The sequence below is a fragment of the Vibrio splendidus genome, assembly GCF_002873455.1.
GTDB classification, from domain to species: domain Bacteria; phylum Pseudomonadota; class Gammaproteobacteria; order Enterobacterales; family Vibrionaceae; genus Vibrio; species Vibrio splendidus_J.
The window spans coordinates 1-17,439 of the sequence record NZ_MCUN01000052.1; the positions used below are offsets into that span (position 1 = coordinate 1).

Consider the following 17,439-nt stretch of genomic DNA (forward strand, 5'->3'; position numbering starts at 1 on the left):
ATCTTTAGGTTGACCGACCTGAAGATATGGACGCTCACTTAGTGAGTTGACCACTGCGGAGTGGTAGTTCAGTTGGTTAGAATACCGGCCTGTCACGCCGGGGGTCGCGGGTTCGAGTCCCGTCCACTCCGCCACTTATTCAGAGTTTCAGCTCTTTAAAACTGAAAATAGGGGTGTAGCTCCAATTGGCAGAGCAGCGGATTCCAAATCCGCGTGTTGGGAGTTCGAATCTCTCCACCCCTGCCATATTTAAGGCTCTAGTCGAAAGACTAGAGCCTTTTTGCTTTCTATGATTTGAACATTAGCGCCCTTCTCCAAGTGAAACTCCACTTTTATCTCCTAAATATCATCCTCGATATGCACCTGTCCCCAATGCCGACTAGTATAAAAAGTAGATATCATTCATTTGGAATAGTTATGAGGTTATTTTGTGCAACAGCTCTTATCTTATGTTCGTTTTACGTATCAGCAACCCCATGGGAAAAAGAGAAGAGCCCGACAACAAACTCAACCTCATCAATAGGTAGCTACGCTAATGGCTGTTTAGATGGTGGACAAGCGTTACCCATTGACGGTCAAGGTTACCAAGTTATTCGTCCTCAGAGAGAGCGCTACTATGGACATACAGAGGCCATTCAGTTTATTGAAAGGCTTGGTGTAACTATAAGCGAACAACTCAACACTAACTTGTTAGTTGGCGATATCTCCCTACCTCGAGGTGGGCGCTTTTCTTCTGGTCATTCAAGTCACCAGACTGGGTTGGATATTGATATATGGTTAAGGCTCACTGACAAGAGACTTTCAGAAAATGAACTCGCAGTTCCTAAGCCAATCAGCGTTGTCGACCTTACCAATTACAAATTGCGTAAATCTAATTGGACCGATAATCATTTTCAAATGATTCGTTATGCAGCCCAAGATGAAAAAGTGGTACGTATTTTTGTTCATCCAGTGATTAAGCAAGCCCTTTGTGAACAAGAAAATTCTGACGCCAATGATAGAACTTGGTTAGGCAAAATTAGGCCTTGGTGGGGGCATCATTCCCATTTTCATGTTCGTTTAAAATGCCCTAAAGGCAGTTCAAACTGCATAGCTCAAGCAACCCCTCCAAAAGGTGATGGCTGTGGAGGTGAGCTTGCTAGTTGGGCCCCACAGACTATTCCAGTTCCGCCACCTAAAAAAGTTGCTAAAAGTAAGAAAAAAAAGAAAGTTAAAGTGATGCCTAGCCAGTGTTTGGCTTTGATATCGAATAAATAACGTGCTTATCGAGGCGTTTTACAGTGGTAATGCCACTGGTTTTCTCGACTCTAAAACTGGAGAAATGTCACACTTTTGTCTAGAGTTTATAAACACGTAATTAAGAACATCGTTTGATATCAAAACAAACGAATAACGACAAGAGCAAAAACAACGATCAATTTGATAATGCTTAGTCAGGGATGGCGTGTTTTTTGGGTGAAAGATGCGGCTTATGTGCAGTATATGAAAATCAGAGTCTGATACCCGTTTATAAAAAATCAAGGATAAGTCAATGACTATGATTTGCGCGAGGGAATTCTCTAAATGGTTAAGACATAGATTCAGTAGTGAGAATATCGGTATTTCAATTTCTAGAGAAGATATAAACCAGCTAACAGGTCGACAACGGTTAGACCCTAACTTTGTGAATGATGTTCATTATGAACTGATGCAACATGGATTGGCATTTGTCACTGATACCAGTCGGGAGAATTTTTATTTGGTACCTGTATCTCAATCCAAAAACTGGCGAGAACAACTCGAATATCAATTTGAGAAAGAGATGTTTTGCAACATATACCCTATTGAAAAATCGGGTTAAAAAAAAGGTTCAACTTGATGACTAAGTTGAACCTTTTCTCTTTTAGGTCAAGCCTTGAATGATGACAAACTTTTCTAATAATTCGTCTTCAGTTTCAATATTGTTTGGGTCAGTGATTATGCATTTTGTAATGGGACACACTGACTGACATGTTGGCTTCTCATAGTGACCTTTACACTCAGTACATAAATCAGGATCGATTTCGAAGATACTGTCACCCATAGTGATTGCGCCATTTGGGCATTCTGGGTCACACATATCGCAGTTTATGCACTTGTCAGTTATTAACAGGGCCATTGTTTTCTTCTCAGTAGAGCTTCTAAGTAAAGTTACTTACCTGAAGCGTTACGTGTATCTTGGCCTGCGCTCAAGTTTCTCATTAATAAACCAAATTCTAGGTCAAGATCAGCAGGTACTGGAATAAACACAAAGTGTCCGTTACCTTTCGCATCGTCTACTGCTTCAGATTTACGGTTTTCCATAACTTCTAGTTTGAAAACAATGTTACCTTTCGGTGTCATCATTTCTAGGCTGTCACCAACTAGGAATTTGTTTTTCACTTCTACTTCAGCTAGGTCGCCACGGCGTTTACCTGTGAATTCACCAACAAACTGTTGAGTATCAGAGATAGAGTAACCGTATTCGTAGTTTTGGTATGAATCGTGAGTGTGACGACGTAGGAAGCCTTCAGTATAGCCTCGGTGAGCTAGGCTCTCTAGCGTACCCATTAGGCTCTCATCAAATGGCTTACCTGCAACAGCATCATCGATAGCTTTACGGTAAACCTGAGCTGTACGTGCACAGTAGTAGAAAGACTTGGTACGGCCTTCAATTTTCAATGAATGAACACCCATCTTCGTTAGGCGCTCAACGTGCTGGATTGCGCGAAGATCTTTCGAGTTCATGATGTAAGTACCATGCTCATCTTCAAACGCCGCCATTTTCTCTTCAGGTTTGTGTGATTCAGAAAGTAAAACGACTTCATCAGTTGGTTTACCAAGGCCTAGTGTGTTGTCAGGGCGCTCGTCTTGAACTTCAATACCTTGAGTTTCGACTTCTTGAATAGCAACGCCTGTAGGGTTAGCTTCAACGATCTGACCGTTTTCGTCTTCTTTAGCAGCTTCTGTCTTGTATTCCCAACGACAAGCGTTAGTACAAGTACCTTGGTTTGGATCGCGTTTGTTCATGTAACCAGAAAGCAGACAACGACCAGAGTAAGCCATGCATAGAGCACCGTGAACAAAGATTTCTAGCTCTGTTTCTGGGCAGTGTTCGCGAATCTCTTCGATTTCTTCAAGAGATAGTTCACGAGATAGGATCACACGCTCAACGCCTTGAGTTGACCAGAACTTTACGGTCGCCCAGTTTACTGCGTTTGCTTGAACTGAAAGGTGGATCGGCATTTCAGGGAATGATTCACGTACCATCATGATAAGACCTGGGTCTGACATGATAAGTGCGTCTGGGCCCATCTCAACAACTGGCTTAAGGTCGCGAATAAATGTTTTTAATTTAGAGTTGTGTGGCTGAATGTTACATACAACATATAACTTTTTGCCTTGAGCATGAGCTTCATCGATACCGATTTGTAGGTTTTCGTGATTGAACTCGTTGTTACGAACACGAAGGCTGTAACGTGGCTGGCCTGCGTAAACTGCATCTGCGCCGTAGGCGAATGCGTAACGCATGTTTTTAAGGCTTCCTGCCGGTGATAATAGTTCAGGTACAAATGGTTTTTGTGTAGTCATTGCTTCGTTCTCTAATCTGATCTCAAGTCAGGTTGATACCACCAAGTGATATCAAAGGGGCGCAAATTTTACGCTAAAATGAGCTTGGTTGATAGCCTTAAAGATAACAATGATATTAAGAATAGGGTGGAGAGATGAATATAAGCAGAAGTTTGAGGGAAGTAAGCTCAGATGCCATCGACATCTGAGCTTTGAGTATGACTGATTAAGCGTTAGGTTGAGTTAACCCACCTAATGATTCGAATAGGTTTGGTAGGAAAACACTGAACTCACCACAAAGTAGAGAGAAGTCTGCATCAAAACGTGCAGCTTGATCTTCACGAGGAATATCGTCGTTCTCATCTTTTAGTTCATCACTGAATTTTAGACGCTTGATACTGCCATCTTCTGCAAGAATAAATTCAATACGGTCTTGCCAGTTGATAAGAAGCTTAGTCACAACTTTGTTGGCTTCAATGTGGTTTTTAATCTCATCAGCTTCTAGTTCTTGTTTCTTAACTCGAACAATACCGCCGTCTTCTTGGATTGATTTAAGCTCAGCTTCATCAAGCATCGTAATGCCTTGAGGAGTATCGCCTGACTTAACCCACTCTGTCAGAGTCGTCTCAATTGCTTGCTCTGGAATAGCAGGCACTACTGGCAAGCTACCCATAGTTTTACGTAGTAATGCTAATACGTCTTCAGCTTTTTTGTAGCTGCTAGCATCAACCACAATAAAGCCTTCTTTCGGCATGATCAGCGCGTAAGTGAAGTTACTGCGGCTGAAAGCACGAGGAAGAAGATCGATGATGATGTCTTCTTTTAGGCTGTCTTTCTCTTTCTTTTTCAGAGGAGTACCAGACTCTGCCTCAAGCGTTTCTATTTTTGCATTCAATGAATCTTTGATCACAGAAGCAGGAAGCATTTTCTCTTCTTTCTTTGCACAGATTAGAATGCGGTTTTCTGATACGTGCGTCATCATATCGCCGTGTCTACCCATCGCATTTACCCAACCAAACTTTTGTTTGTCTTGGCTACCACAAGGGGTAAAACGGAACTCTTCAAGTTGTTTCTCTAGATGATCTGCGTTGAAGTCTATATCACGATTAAAGCGATAGACGAGGCAATTCTTAAACCACATAAATATTTCTCATACCTTTATCTGAAGACGCTCATCATAGGAGATTTCGATCCATTTGTCTTATACCTGCAATAAAAATTAAAAGTGAAATGTTTGAGACAGTTATATGAAAATTTGTTTTCAAAGGTCACAAAAGTGTCATAATTAAACCAGATAATGCAATGCGTTGATTAAATACTAAGGCTATTCAATTATGTCGAGAAGGATTCTGGTCGTTGAAGATGAAGCACCTATTCGTGAGATGTTGTGTTTTGTACTTGAACAAAAAGGCTACCAAGCAGTAGAGGCTGAAGATTACGATACAGCGGTAAACAAGCTATGCGAACCTTTCCCAGATCTAGTATTACTAGATTGGATGCTACCTGGTGGTAGCGGGATAAACTTTATCAAGCACATGAAGCGTGAAGAGTTAACTCGCAACATCCCAGTAGTGATGCTGACTGCTCGTGGCGAAGAAGAAGACAAAGTTCGAGGTTTAGAAGTGGGCGCTGATGATTACATCACCAAGCCATTTTCACCAAAAGAACTCGTTGCTCGCCTGAAAGCGGTTATCCGCCGTGTAACGCCTACCGCGCTAGAAGATGTGATTGATGTACAAGGGCTTAAATTAGACCCTGTATCTCACCGCGTTACCGCAAGCGAAGGTCCAGTTGATATGGGGCCTACAGAGTTCAAAATGCTGCATTTCTTTATGACTCATCAAGAGCGTGTGTATAGTCGAGAGCAACTACTGAATAACGTATGGGGTACCAACGTTTACGTTGAAGACCGTACTGTTGATGTACATATTCGACGCCTACGTAAAGCACTTGAATCGGCAGGTCACGATAAGCTAATCCAAACGGTTCGCGGCGCGGGCTACCGTTTTTCTACAAAGGCTTAATGTGGCTTCGCTACGCAGTTTACGGAGTCCTGAATGGTTGAAAAGTTAACCTGGAAAAAGCTAGCTTGGGAGCTGGCTTTTTTTTACGCACCTTGGTTTTTAGTCGGTTGGATGTTCGGCTACTTACCTTGGTTACTGCTGGCTGCTACGATATTGCAGCTCGGCTGGCATCTACATAATCAAATGCGTTTGTCCGCTTGGTTATGGGATGAAAAGCGTTTAACACCACCATCAGGTTCTGGAAACTGGGAATCTCTGTTTAACGGTATTTACCGTATGCAACAGAGACAGCGTCGTAAAAGAAAAGAGCTGACCAACCTAATCCGCCGTTTCAGAAACGGTGCAGAATCCCTTCCCGATGCCGTTGTGGTATTTCGCGGTGAAGGCAATATCGTTTGGTGTAATAAGCTTGCTCAGTATTTACTGGGGTTTCGCTGGCCAGATGATTCAGGACAACCGATTTCTAACTTGATCCGCACGCCGGACTTCATCAAGTATCTTAATAAACAAGATTTCTCAGAGCCGTTAGAGATGCCTTCGCCACTGAATGTGGAGCGCATGCTCGAGCTTCGTATCGTGCCGTATACCGAGGGCGAGCACCTAATGGTAGTACGTGATGTTACTCAGCTAAAGCAGCTAGAAGGCATGCGCCGGAACTTTTTTGCTAACGTTTCTCACGAGCTACGCACTCCAATGACCGTACTTCAGGGATATCTTGAAATGACGGAAGATCCAGACATGGTCGTTGGGCCTATGTGGCCTAAGGCTCATGGTGTGATGACTGAGCAACTGAATCGCATGAACAGTCTGGTGAATCAGCTTTTAACACTGTCAAAAATCGAAGCAGCACCGATGCATGAGCTTGATGAAGTGGTGAACGTTCCGGCTATGCTTGAGGTTCTTGAAAAAGAAGCGGCAAGCCTAAGCGGTGACCGAGAACATAAGCTTGAATTTGATATCGATAAGAGTCTACGAGTTCTCGCTGATGAAGATCAGCTGAGAAGTGCGATATCGAATCTGGTTTATAACGCAGTGAAATATACACCACCGGGCGCTACGGTTAAGGTTCGCTGGTATCAAACTAGTCAAGGCGCGTGTTTGGATGTGTCAGATACCGGAGACGGTATTGAACCACAACACTTACATCGACTCACAGAACGTTTTTACCGTGTAGATAAAGCACGCTCTCGCGATACTGGTGGTAGTGGTCTTGGACTGGCGATTGTGAAACATGCACTTAGTCATCATGACTCACATTTAGAAATTCAAAGTAAAGTGGGTGTTGGTAGCCGATTCCATTTCACGCTACCTAACCGATTGACAGTGTCATGAGTTGTTTGACACGCAGGATGCGTTTACCCGCCAGCTCATTGTTAGCAATTGCTTTGGTTAACCCAGTTCATGCCGAACAGGGTGTCGACTCACTTCCTGATTACGCTAAGGTTCCGGGTATTTCAGGGAGCTTACTGTCTGTTGGTTCGGATACCTTGGCGGGTATGACGACATTATGGGTTGAAGAATTTAAGTCTTACTACCCTAACGTTAACGCTCAGGTTCAAGCTTCTGGTTCTTCAACGGCACCTCCAGCTTTAACGGAAGGTACAGCTCAGCTTGGGCCTATGAGTCGACCAATGCGCCTACGAGAAGTAGAAGCGTTCGAAAGAGAACATGGTTACAAGCCGACAGCGCTGCGAGTCGCTATCGATGCTATTGGGCTTTTTGTGCATCGTGATAACCCAATTGAAGGGCTTAACTTTCACCAGATTGACAGCATATTTTCAGAGACATTGCGCTGCGGCGCGACTAAGTCGCTAAATAATTGGCAAGATTTAGGTATCGAACAGCCGTGGGCAAAACATCGATTTCAACTGTTTGGTCGTAATTCTGTTTCGGGAACGTACGGCTATTTCAAACAAAACGCACTGTGCGGCGGTGACTTTAAGAACCGAGTTAATGAGCAGCCAGGTTCTGCATCGGTTGTACAGTCGGTCGCTTCATCAATCAGCGGGATAGGGTATTCCGGTATTGGGTATCGAGTGGCTGGTGTTAAGTTAATTCCTATTTCAGAGCAGGGTTCTGATTATGTCGAGCCGACTCGAGCGAATATCTTGAGTGGTGATTACCCATTATCTCGCTTTCTTTATGTGTATGTGAATAAGCATCCTGATAAACCGCTTTCTCCTGTTGAAAGAGAGTTCCTTACTTTTGTGTTCTCAAAGCAAGGGCAAGAGCTTGTAGAGAAAGACGGCTACTTAGCGATACCGTCTGAGTTCGCTGAACAAGAGTTGGCAAAAATAGGACTCTGATTTAGGTACGATTAACATAGAAAACGAACCTAGGAACGGCTTGCTAAATCGCAGGCTGTTTTATTGAGGTTACCTATTATTCAAACTTCAACGACCATCCAGCACTTTGCCAACGTTGTTGTTCTTCTTTGAGTTCGTAATCAAGCAGTTGGTTTTGAGCTAACCAGTCGGTTGCATCTCCTTCTAAGTACCAGTTCTCATCTTGCTCAATGATTAACTTTACATTCGGTATTGGTGATTGGTTTCGCTGTCGATTGAGTAGGATTGCCATCCTCAATACTTGAATTAATAACGTTACCTGCCCTGTATTGAATAGCGTGAGATCCGGTAAGTCACTAAGCTTAATCGCTTTTCTTTGATAGCGAACTAATGTTGAGATCAGGCGCTGCTGCTCAGTATTGAAACCGGGCATAGTCGTATGTTTAAGTAAATAAGCTGAATGACGGTGATAGCTTTGGAATGCAATGCTTTGTCCAACTTCATGAAGCAATGCAGCCCACCCAATGAGATCATAAAGTTCATTGTTTACCGCAGTACTCACCTGAGGTTGCACTTGCTTCAATAAGGCAAGGGCGAGTACTTTGACTTTTTGGCCATGAACTACGTCAACATGGTATCGAGAGACTAGCGTTTCGGCAGTTCTTGTTCGAACATCAATATCTTTAAACCGATCTTCCATATCATAAAGAACCCCTTCTCTTAGGGCGCTATCGGAGAAATGTAATTCTTTGATGTTTAGCATATCCATCGCTGCTGAAAGAATGGTGACACCAGCGGCAAACACCGACTTTCTTTCATCGCTTAAACCTGAAAGATCTAATCCCTTAGATGATGGAAATTCACATAAGTGGTTCTTCAAATAGGATAGGCGTTGCGGCGTAATGAGACCATCGGTGAACCCTAAGCCAATGAGTACCTCTTTTATTGATTTAGTAGTACCTGATGAGCCAAAGGCGACTTCCCAAGCGTTTTTTTGGTATTCTTCAATTAATGGCATCAGCAGGCGAGTAGCAGAGACATAAGCATCGGAGAAGTGTTGTGATGTCAGCTCTCCATCGGCAAAGAAACGCTGAGTAAAACTGACACATCCCATTGGTAAGCTACGCATGACTTGGGGGGTAAAGCCTTGTCCAGCGACTAATTCAGTACTTCCTCCACCGATATCAATGACTAATTTGGATTCGGAAGCGGCTTGTGTGTGCTCTACGCCGTTATAGATAATTCGGGCTTCTTCTTGCCCTGAAATGATCTCTATTGGAAAAGGAAAGAGTGGTTTAGCTTGCTCTAAGAAATTTTTGGCGTTTTTGGCCTTTCTTAGAGCATGAGTCGCAACGACTCTGACATTATCAAGTTCAAAATCCGCTAGTCGTTCTGCGAATACCTTGAGGCACTCCAAACCTCGCTCGATAGCGCTTTCGGATAAGAAGCTGTGCTCATCCAACCCATCACCTAATCTCACTTTCTGTTTGTGTCTGCTGACTAATTGCAGGTGTTGGTCGAATACTCGAGCAACCACCATATGGAAACTATTCGAACCCAAGTCGATAGCGGCAATACATCGAGAATATTTGTTATCCATTAGTGGCATGATTTCTTCTCTTGTTTGTACTTCTTGCGAGCAAGTTTCTCCATACGTTTAATATAGTGGTAAGTGGAGAGTTGCGACGTCGGGTAATTTAGTGGGTTGGCTGGTGGTTGTATGTAAGGGTTGCTCATCGATTGGTCTAGCACTCGAGCTTTGTTGCTGTCATCGAAATGAAACTCGGTGATATCGATAATGGTTTGCTTGATATTTGGATCTAAAATTGGAGTGGCGACTTCGATCCGATGATCGAAGTTTCGCGTCATCCAGTCGGCAGAGGAGATATAGACTTTTGGATTTCCAGCGTTACCAAAGATCATCACTCTTGGGTGTTCGAGAAAACGATCGACCACACTGACAATCTCAATCTGATCACTGATGTTGGGTATGCCAGGGACAAGAGAGCACATACCACGAATGACCATTCTCACTTTTACATTGGCTTGGCTAGCCTGATAGAGCTTCTCAATGATTTCTCGGTCGACCAAATTGTTGAGTTTTAGAGTGATGCTTGCCGGCTTATCCTCTATCGCGTTTTGTATTTCATTATCTATCAACTGATACAGGCGTTTTCTTGTATTCTTTGGTGACACAATCAGTTGTTTGAACTGGGACTTTTGATAAGGGTTTTCAATATACTTAAAGACTTGCCTCACCTCTTGGGTCAAATCTTCATTCGCAGTGATCAGAGAAAAATCGGTATATACGCGCGCTGTTACTTCATGAAAGTTACCGGTGCCAATATGGGCGTAATGCGCTGTATGCTTGCCTTCTTTCCTTTTAATGAGCAGCAGCTTGGAGTGGATTTTTAAACTCGGAATACCATGGATTACTTTTACTCTCGCTTCTTGAAGTTTCTTAGTCCATTGAATATTGGCTTGCTCATCAAAGCGGGCTTGTAGCTCGACAACCACAGTGACCTTTTTTCCATTGTGTGCCGCATCGATGATCGAGCTAAGGAGCTTTGAGCCTTCTGCAACACGGTAAACGTTTATTTTTATGGAGGTGACCTTCGGGTCAAAGGAAGCCTGCCTCACGAGTTCAGTAATGTGATTAAAGGTGTGGTAAGGGTAATGCAACAAGATGTCACGAGCTTTGATCGCGTCGAAATAGTTTGGGTAGTGGCTGAAATGCGCGCACTTAATCGCGGGTAGTGGACGATTAACTAAATCACGTCGATTAAGGCTTGGGAACTCAGAAAAATGTTTGAAGTTATGATAGCGACCACCTGCAATGACACTGTCATAGTCAGACAGCCTTAGTCTGACTTGTAAGAAACTGAGCATTTCAGCTGGCATTTCTGACTCATAGATAAGGCGTATCGGTAGTGCCGTTAAGCGCTGTTCTAAACCTAAAGACATCAATTCTAGTAGACTATTTTCATTGCTCTCTTGAAGGTCATAATCGGCATCACGAGTCATTTTTATAGCAAAGCAACGCACGGAGTCATACTCAAAGAATCCTTTAAGCAAGTCATCTAAACAAAACCGAACTATATTATCTAATAAGATCAAAGTCGTACGCTGTGAACCAGAAGTGTCTGGTAACTTAACAAATCGAGGGAGAGCTTCTGATGGGATTTCGAGTAAGACATATTGAGAAGATGCCTCATGCTCGATGTCGATGGCTAAGTAACTTTGCTCGTCTTTCATAATATTGAGCAACTGGCTATCTTCGTTCAAGAGAAACGGAGTTAAATGTGGCAGCACTTTTTTCTTAAAGTACTTTTTGATCCACTCACTTTGCTCTTCGTTGATTTGTTGTTCGTTGACCAAAAAAATACGATTGCGCGCCAGTTCCAACAATAGGTCGTTATACAGCTCATGGAATCGAACATCGAGCTTACTTGCTTTGCTCTGCATTTGGGTCAGTAAGGTTTTCTGCGAGTTAACAGGCAATTGTGGATTTTGAAGTAAGATTTTTCGTTTCACATCAGCAAATCGGACCTTGTAAAACTCATCGAGATTTTTTGAGTAAATACCTAAGAAACGAACTCTTTCGATTAAGGGGACTGACTTATCAGCTGCTTCTTGGAGCACTCTTTCATTGAAGGATAACCAGCTAAGTTCTTTTGTGACATAGTCTTTTTCCATCGCGATGATAATCCTTGAGTGCTGGCTATAGAGCTGATTACTTTAATTTAGAATGACAAAATTCACAAAATCCATGATCTTACTTTAAGAAACATGGTCAACAAACTTGTTATTAGTTTCAGTTGTTTAACGTAACTTGTAATATAATTGTCATCTAACGTACATATTATGTCAGTAGCTAAAAAAAGGTAGATAAACAGATGGCTTCAACCCAATTTTCATTGAAAGAGCGTGACAAAAAAAGATGGTTGAAAGATCGTCTCGTCCGTTTTTCAGTGACATGTGGTGCCGTCAGTGTTCTAGCTGCTCTGGTATTGATTTTTGTTTACTTGGCTATGGTCATTTTACCGGTATTTTCTGATACTGGTTTAGAGACTGACCAAGCCGTTAAGACCGTTGCTGTAGAAAAGCCTATCGCCTTATCGGTTGATGAATACGGTCAGCATGCATTTACTATCGAAAAATCTGGTTTGGTGCAGTTTTGGGATTTAGAGTCTCAAAATACACACTCTTACTTTGAGCGTAGTGTTTTGGCCAACCCAGTTGCCTTTTCTCGAAATACCCCATCTGAAAACTGGTTTGCCTTTGCCGATAGCGCAAGCCATCTTACTTTTTTCTATCCTGAGTATAGTGCGCCCGTGATGCAAAAGGGCAGTGAAGCTAAACCTAAAATTGAGCAAATTACTCTCCCTGAACCGTTTTTAAATGATGAATCCTCAATTGGGGCGACGATCGACAAGTTCGCGTTCTCTAAAAATGGACGTGGTATCACGGTTGCCGCTCAACTAAGTGACCAACGAGTCTTAGTGAAGTGGTACCAAAGTGATATTACGGGTCAGTATGTTTTTCAGAAAAGCCAATGGCTGTCGGATAAGTTGGGCTTACAGCAGCAATTGTTAGTCACACCCGACGGGAAAACTTTATATCTCCGAGCACAATCGGATTTAGTAGTTTTGAAGCTGTCAGATAGTGGCTTTAATGTTCGTGAAGTGATTGATCTTAGTTTGAATGATGCCAAGCACTCGGTGAAAAGTATCGATTTACTGTCTGGGGCTTATTCCCTGTTGGTTACGCATGAGGATGGACAGGTTTCTCAGTGGTTCGATGTACTCAAAGATGAAAAGCGTAGCCTGACCCATATTCGAGACTTCCAACTTGCTGAACAAGTGCAATTTATTTTGCCTGATACTTATAGAAAGGGTTTTTATAGCTTCTATAAGAACGGCACATTACAAAGCCACTATACGACCAGTGAAAAGCTGTCGCTGTTCGAGCGAGCATTTGATAAATCACCACAATTAGCGGCTATGTCTGCCAATGAACTGCATCTGGCGACGCTGATTGATGGCACCATCAGTGTGGCTAAGGTCGATAATGAATACCCGCAAATATCATTCTCATCGCTTTGGCAAAAAGTCTGGTATGAAAGCTACCCTGAGCCACAATATGTTTGGCAATCAACCTCGGCGAATGATGACTTTGAAGAGAAATTCAGTTTAGTACCCATTACGTTCGGTACCATTAAGGCCGCTCTGTTTGCGATGATGTTTGCCGTGCCGGTTGCTGTGCTCGGAGCCATTTACACCGCATACTTCATGTCTCCACGAATGCGAAGAGTGGTTAAACCTTCGATAGAGCTGATGGAAGCGCTTCCAACCGTCATCATCGGATTCTTGGCTGGGCTTTGGTTTGCTCCAATTGTCGAAACGCATTTAACGGCAGTCTTCTCATTAATGGTGTTATTACCGTTGAGTACATTGTTGACGGGGTTTGTTTGGTTCTGCTTGCCGAAGATGGTGACGAGTCGTTTCTCTAACGGTTGGCATGCCTTAATATTGATCCCGGTATTAGTGATTACAGTGGTGGCCGTCTTTGCTGGTGGAAACAGTATTGAAGCCTTGTTGTTTGGTGGTGATATTCGTACTTTCTTGGCTAACTATGGCATCGACTTTGACCAACGTAATGCGCTGGTAGTTGGTTTTGCTATGGGTTTTGCTGTCATCCCAACGATTTTTACTATCGCCGAAGACGCTATTTTCTCTGTGCCTAAACACTTATCCGATGGCTCATTAGCGTTGGGTGCGACGGCGTGGCAGACCCTTATTTATGTGGTGTTATTGACGGCTAGCCCAGGTATCTTTTCAGCGGTCATGATGGGACTAGGGCGAGCGGTTGGCGAAACTATGATTGTCTTAATGGCCACAGGTAACACACCAATTCTTGACTGGAATATTTTGGAAGGGATGAGGACGCTATCCGCAACGATTGCCGTCGAACTACCAGAATCAGAGGTGGGTGGTTCTCACTTCCGTTTGTTGTTCTTAGCTGCACTCTTACTGTTTATTTTCACGTTTGCGGTGAACTCAGTCGCTGAGTGGGTTAGACAAAGACTGAGAGATAAATATCGTGCGCTGTAGTTTTAAAGGTTCACCTCAATCTTTATCAATGGCTATTAGTAGTATGGCTAGCTTATTCCGTGATCTTCGAAGTTTCTTGAGTTCAGCGCGTCCAGAGCAAGGTCAATCATGATGAATAAATTGAAGTCATTATTATCTTGGGTTAAATCAGGCTCTCCGTGGATTTGGCTTACGGGCGGTGCGGTGAGCATCAGTATGCTCTCTGTTCTTGGCCTAATGCTGTTGATTGGCTGGAAGGGTTTAACGTATTTTTGGCCTGCTCCTTTGTATCAATGGCAAGTCGACTCCAAAGACTTATCGTTAGTGGTTGATCTTGACGAAGCGGTATCAAAGCAAGATGTATTGATTGGTCAGTTGTATGAGCGTAAATACATTCCGATAGAGCAAGTTCCACAAGTGCACGATCTCTTGTCGCCTCAAAACCTGTCGACGGGACTAATTCAGCGCTTAAGTATTAAAGTCGCCAACAGAGAACTCTACCCAGCGGACTTTGTTTCGATTCTGGATGTTAACTTACGTGAACCAACAACCCCACTTGATTGGGTTGTGATTGAACGAAGTCGAGGTGGTTATTTCTTTGGTAAACCGGTGGGTTTTAAAACCGCTTCTGGCACCTTTGATTCGAACATAGACCAAAAGCTCGAACAAGGCTTGGCGTTCGCTGATACATTGCGTAAAGAAACGTCGCGCGTTGTGGACCAAGAAATCCGCAATATCAGTTGGCAACTGGAAAATTTGCGCTTAGAAAAACGTAAGCTTGAACTCAATGAGTCAGTGAGCGATGAATATCTTAAAACCTATACTCAAACTAAACTGAAATTAAACCACCAGTTAGCTGACGCAGAAGTAAAGCTCGAGCACCTTAGAACACAACTCAATGTCGAAAGTTTGCTGGTGGAGGATATGACAGGAGAGCAGGTTGAAATTTCGCTCAGTCATATCTTGGATTATTGGTATCCGAATAATATGTCTTATCTTGAAAAGGTTGGGCATTGGGGTAAACAAGTTTGGAAGTTCTTATCAGAGAACCCACGAGACTCAAACTCTGAAGGCGGCGTGTTTCCTGCAATTTTCGGCACTGTGCTGCTGGTTATTCTCATGTCGATCGTAGTGATGCCTCTTGGCGTAGTTGCTGCGATATATCTTCATGAATATGCAAGAAACAATGCACTAACACGTTTGATTCGTATTGCCGTGATTAACTTAGCGGGTGTGCCGTCGATTGTGTATGGCGTATTCGGCTTAGGATTCTTTGTGTATACCATCGGTGGCTCAATCGATTCTTTGTTTTACGCAGAGCGATTACCCGCTCCGACATTTGGTACGCCGGGCCTATTATGGTCTGCTCTGACCTTAGCGGTATTAACATTACCCGTTGTTATTGTAACTACGGAAGAGGGCTTAACGCGTATTCCTAGTTCGGTGAGGCACGGTTCATTAGCGCTTGGGGCTACTCAATTTGAGACGCTTTGGCGTATTGTTTTACCGATGGCAAGCCCTGCAATTATCACCGGTTTGATATTGGCAATCGCGAGAGCTGCGGGGGAAGTTGCCCCACTTATGCTGGTGGGGGTAGTGAAATTAGCATCAAGTTTGCCAGTGGATGGTCAGTTTCCATATCTACATTTAGACAGAAAGTTCATGCATTTAGGCTTTCATATCTATGATGTTGGTTTTCAAACTTCCAATATCGAAGCGGCGCGGCCTTTAGTGTATGCGACTTCATTTTTACTGGTTACGGTGATTGTTGGGTTGAACTTAACAGCCATCAATATCCGTAATAACTTGCGTGAAAAATACCGAACCTTAGGACAAGATTAAATGTTCTCGATTAATGAAACGTTGGGTTACCAAGCACCACTTGATGTTCATAACTTGAAGGATGAGCAAATCGCGATCTCGATTGAAGGGCTGAATCTTTACTATAAAGAGAGCCAAGCACTCGATGATATTTCAATGCAGATCCCTAAAGGGCAAGTGACAGCTTTCATCGGTCCTTCTGGGTGTGGTAAGTCGACCCTATTACGCTGCATTAATCGTATGAACGATCTTGTTGAGGGCTGTAAGGTTTCCGGGAAAGTGAAGCTTTATGGCAAGAACGTCTATCACCCTAAGGTGGATGTCGCGACCTTACGACGTCGTGTCGGCATGGTGTTCCAGCGCCCGAACCCTTTTCCTAAATCTATCTATGAGAATGTGGTTTATGGTTTGAGGCTGCAAGGTGTGAGCAACAGCCGAGATCTTGATGATGCAGTTGAACGCTCTCTGCGCGCTGCCGCGTTATGGGATGAAGTGAAGGACCGTTTGCATGAGAATGCCTTTGGTTTGTCGGGAGGCCAACAGCAGCGTTTGGTTATTGCTCGTGCGGTTGCTATCGAACCTGAAGTGCTTTTATTAGATGAGCCTACATCGGCACTCGATCCGATTTCGACATTGACGATTGAAGAGTTGATCAATGAACTGAAGACCCAATACACAGTTGTTATTGTTACTCATAACATGCAACAAGCGGCGCGTGTGAGTGACCATACTGCTTTTATCCATATGGGTAAGTTGATCGAGTACTCAGATACCGACTCGATATTTACTTCACCATTGAAAAATCAAACGGAAGACTACATTACTGGTAGGTATGGCTAACGTTCAAGTTTGTGCCATCTAGAGCTAAGTCACTCTGAAATAAACGGCTTTATTCATTTCTTTTAAGGAGCTGACATGCATTTTGGTCGCCATATCTCAGGACAGTTTAATGTCGAATTAGAATCTATCCGCACACATGTTTTAACTATGGGTGGATTGGTAGAGCAGCAGTTGTCCTTTGCGATGCAAGCTCTTCATAAAGATGACGCGGAACTGGCCAAGAAAGTGATTCGTGATGACCACAAAGTGAATGCGATGGAAGTTTCAATCGATGAAGCATGTACTCGTATCATTGCGAAGCGTCAGCCGACAGCGAAAGATCTACGTCTTATTATGGCGATCATCAAAACCATTACCGACTTAGAACGTATTGGCGATGTTGCCTCTAAAATTGCTCAAGGCGCGATAGAGATCCCTTCAACCAAAGAACAAAAATTCCATGTTTCGTTAGAGCCTCTTTGTCGTCAGGCAATCACCATGCTTCACCAAGTATTAGATGCTTTTGCTCGTATGGATGTCGATGCTGCGGCAGAAGTGCACAAGCTTGATGATAAGTTGGATGCGGAGTACGAGGCAGTTATTCGTCAGTTAATGACGTACATGATGGAAGATCCTAAGAACATCCCAAATATTTTACAGGTGATGTGGTCTGCAAGGGCGATTGAGCGAGTGGGCGATCGTTGCCAGAATATTTGTGAATACATCATCTATTTCGTGAAAGGCAAAGATGTTCGTCACCTAGGTGATCAAAGTCTAGATGACGCTTTAAAGTAACGTATTCATCGAACTGGGTTAATTTTGGTTTTTGAC

General features: G+C 43.3%; 14 protein-coding genes and 2 tRNA genes. 11 read left to right on the plus strand and 5 right to left on the minus strand.

From position 1 onward, the window contains the following. The first annotated feature begins 57 nt into the window (after positions 1-57). The 4 genes from BCU75_RS21195 (at position 58) to BCU75_RS21210 (ending at position 1,840) form a co-directional block, all read left to right on the plus strand. Positions 58-134 (plus strand) — tRNA-Asp (locus BCU75_RS21195). 35 nt (positions 135-169) lie between these two features. Continuing rightward, positions 170-246, plus strand: a tRNA-Trp gene (locus BCU75_RS21200). A 171-nt stretch (positions 247-417) separates the two neighbouring features. Further along, a complete protein-coding gene (mepA, locus tag BCU75_RS21205) occupies positions 418-1,257 on the plus strand; it encodes a penicillin-insensitive murein endopeptidase (protein WP_102475004.1) in 840 nt (279 codons plus the stop codon). Positions 1,258-1,531: 274 nt separating this feature from the next. Next, complete coding sequence (locus BCU75_RS21210) at positions 1,532-1,840, plus strand: hypothetical protein (RefSeq protein ID WP_076677772.1); 309 nt, start codon at positions 1,532-1,534, stop codon at positions 1,838-1,840. 42 nt (positions 1,841-1,882) lie between these two features. Here BCU75_RS21210 and BCU75_RS21215 read toward each other — a convergent pair whose 3' ends face one another. The 3 genes from BCU75_RS21215 to rdgC form a co-directional block, all read right to left on the minus strand. After that, positions 1,883-2,137, minus strand: coding sequence for a YfhL family 4Fe-4S dicluster ferredoxin (locus tag BCU75_RS21215; protein WP_102475005.1), 255 nt, complete (start codon positions 2,135-2,137; stop codon positions 1,883-1,885). A 32-nt stretch (positions 2,138-2,169) separates the two neighbouring features. After that, the gene (yegQ, locus tag BCU75_RS21220; RefSeq protein ID WP_017098091.1) at positions 2,170-3,588 is read right to left on the minus strand and encodes a tRNA 5-hydroxyuridine modification protein YegQ; all 1,419 of its coding nucleotides are present in this window, start codon (positions 3,586-3,588) and stop codon (positions 2,170-2,172) included. Positions 3,589-3,793: 205 nt separating this feature from the next. Further along, a complete protein-coding gene (rdgC, locus tag BCU75_RS21225) occupies positions 3,794-4,708 on the minus strand; it encodes a recombination-associated protein RdgC (protein ID WP_076677775.1) in 915 nt (304 codons plus the stop codon). Positions 4,709-4,901: 193 nt separating this feature from the next. Here rdgC and phoB point away from each other — a divergent pair, with 193 nt between their 5' ends. Genes phoB through BCU75_RS21240 form a run of 3 tightly spaced genes read left to right on the plus strand, consistent with a single transcriptional unit; the run spans position 4,902 to position 7,897 of the window. Then, positions 4,902-5,591, plus strand: coding sequence for a phosphate regulon transcriptional regulator PhoB (phoB, locus tag BCU75_RS21230; RefSeq protein ID WP_004735064.1), 690 nt, complete (start codon positions 4,902-4,904; stop codon positions 5,589-5,591). Positions 5,592-5,624: 33 nt separating this feature from the next. Then, complete coding sequence (gene phoR, locus BCU75_RS21235; protein WP_076677777.1) at positions 5,625-6,923, plus strand: phosphate regulon sensor histidine kinase PhoR; 1,299 nt, start codon at positions 5,625-5,627, stop codon at positions 6,921-6,923. Further along, positions 6,920-7,897, plus strand: coding sequence for a PstS family phosphate ABC transporter substrate-binding protein (locus BCU75_RS21240; protein WP_102475006.1), 978 nt, complete (start codon positions 6,920-6,922; stop codon positions 7,895-7,897). Before phoR ends, BCU75_RS21240 begins: the two co-directional genes overlap by 4 nt. A gap of 76 nt (positions 7,898-7,973) precedes the next feature. Here BCU75_RS21240 and ppx read toward each other — a convergent pair whose 3' ends face one another. Both ppx and ppk1 read right to left on the minus strand, forming a co-directional pair. Further along, positions 7,974-9,485 carry an exopolyphosphatase gene (gene ppx, locus BCU75_RS21245; RefSeq protein ID WP_102475007.1) on the minus strand — a complete coding sequence of 504 codons (1,512 nt, stop codon included), beginning with the start codon at positions 9,483-9,485 and terminating at the stop codon, positions 7,974-7,976. Then, a complete protein-coding gene (gene ppk1 / locus BCU75_RS21250) occupies positions 9,476-11,572 on the minus strand; it encodes a polyphosphate kinase 1 (RefSeq protein WP_102475008.1) in 2,097 nt (698 codons plus the stop codon). Before ppk1 ends, ppx begins: the two co-directional genes overlap by 10 nt. 200 nt (positions 11,573-11,772) lie before the next feature. On the opposite strand from ppk1, the gene BCU75_RS21255 reads away from it, so the two are divergent. The 4 genes from BCU75_RS21255 (at position 11,773) to phoU (ending at position 17,403) form a co-directional block, all read left to right on the plus strand. After that, positions 11,773-13,989 (plus strand): ABC transporter permease subunit, encoded by a 2,217-nt coding sequence (locus BCU75_RS21255; protein WP_102475009.1) that lies wholly within the window; start codon positions 11,773-11,775, stop codon positions 13,987-13,989. Positions 13,990-14,100: 111 nt separating this feature from the next. After that, on the plus strand, positions 14,101-15,810 hold the full coding sequence (gene pstA / locus BCU75_RS21260; RefSeq protein ID WP_102475010.1) for a phosphate ABC transporter permease PstA: 1,710 nt from the start codon (positions 14,101-14,103) through the stop codon (positions 15,808-15,810). Continuing rightward, positions 15,811-16,629 (plus strand): phosphate ABC transporter ATP-binding protein PstB, encoded by an 819-nt coding sequence (pstB, locus tag BCU75_RS21265; protein ID WP_102475011.1) that lies wholly within the window; start codon positions 15,811-15,813, stop codon positions 16,627-16,629. A 75-nt stretch (positions 16,630-16,704) separates the two neighbouring features. Further along, complete coding sequence (gene phoU / locus BCU75_RS21270) at positions 16,705-17,403, plus strand: phosphate signaling complex protein PhoU (protein ID WP_004735072.1); 699 nt, start codon at positions 16,705-16,707, stop codon at positions 17,401-17,403. The last annotated feature ends 36 nt before the right edge of the window (positions 17,404-17,439 follow it).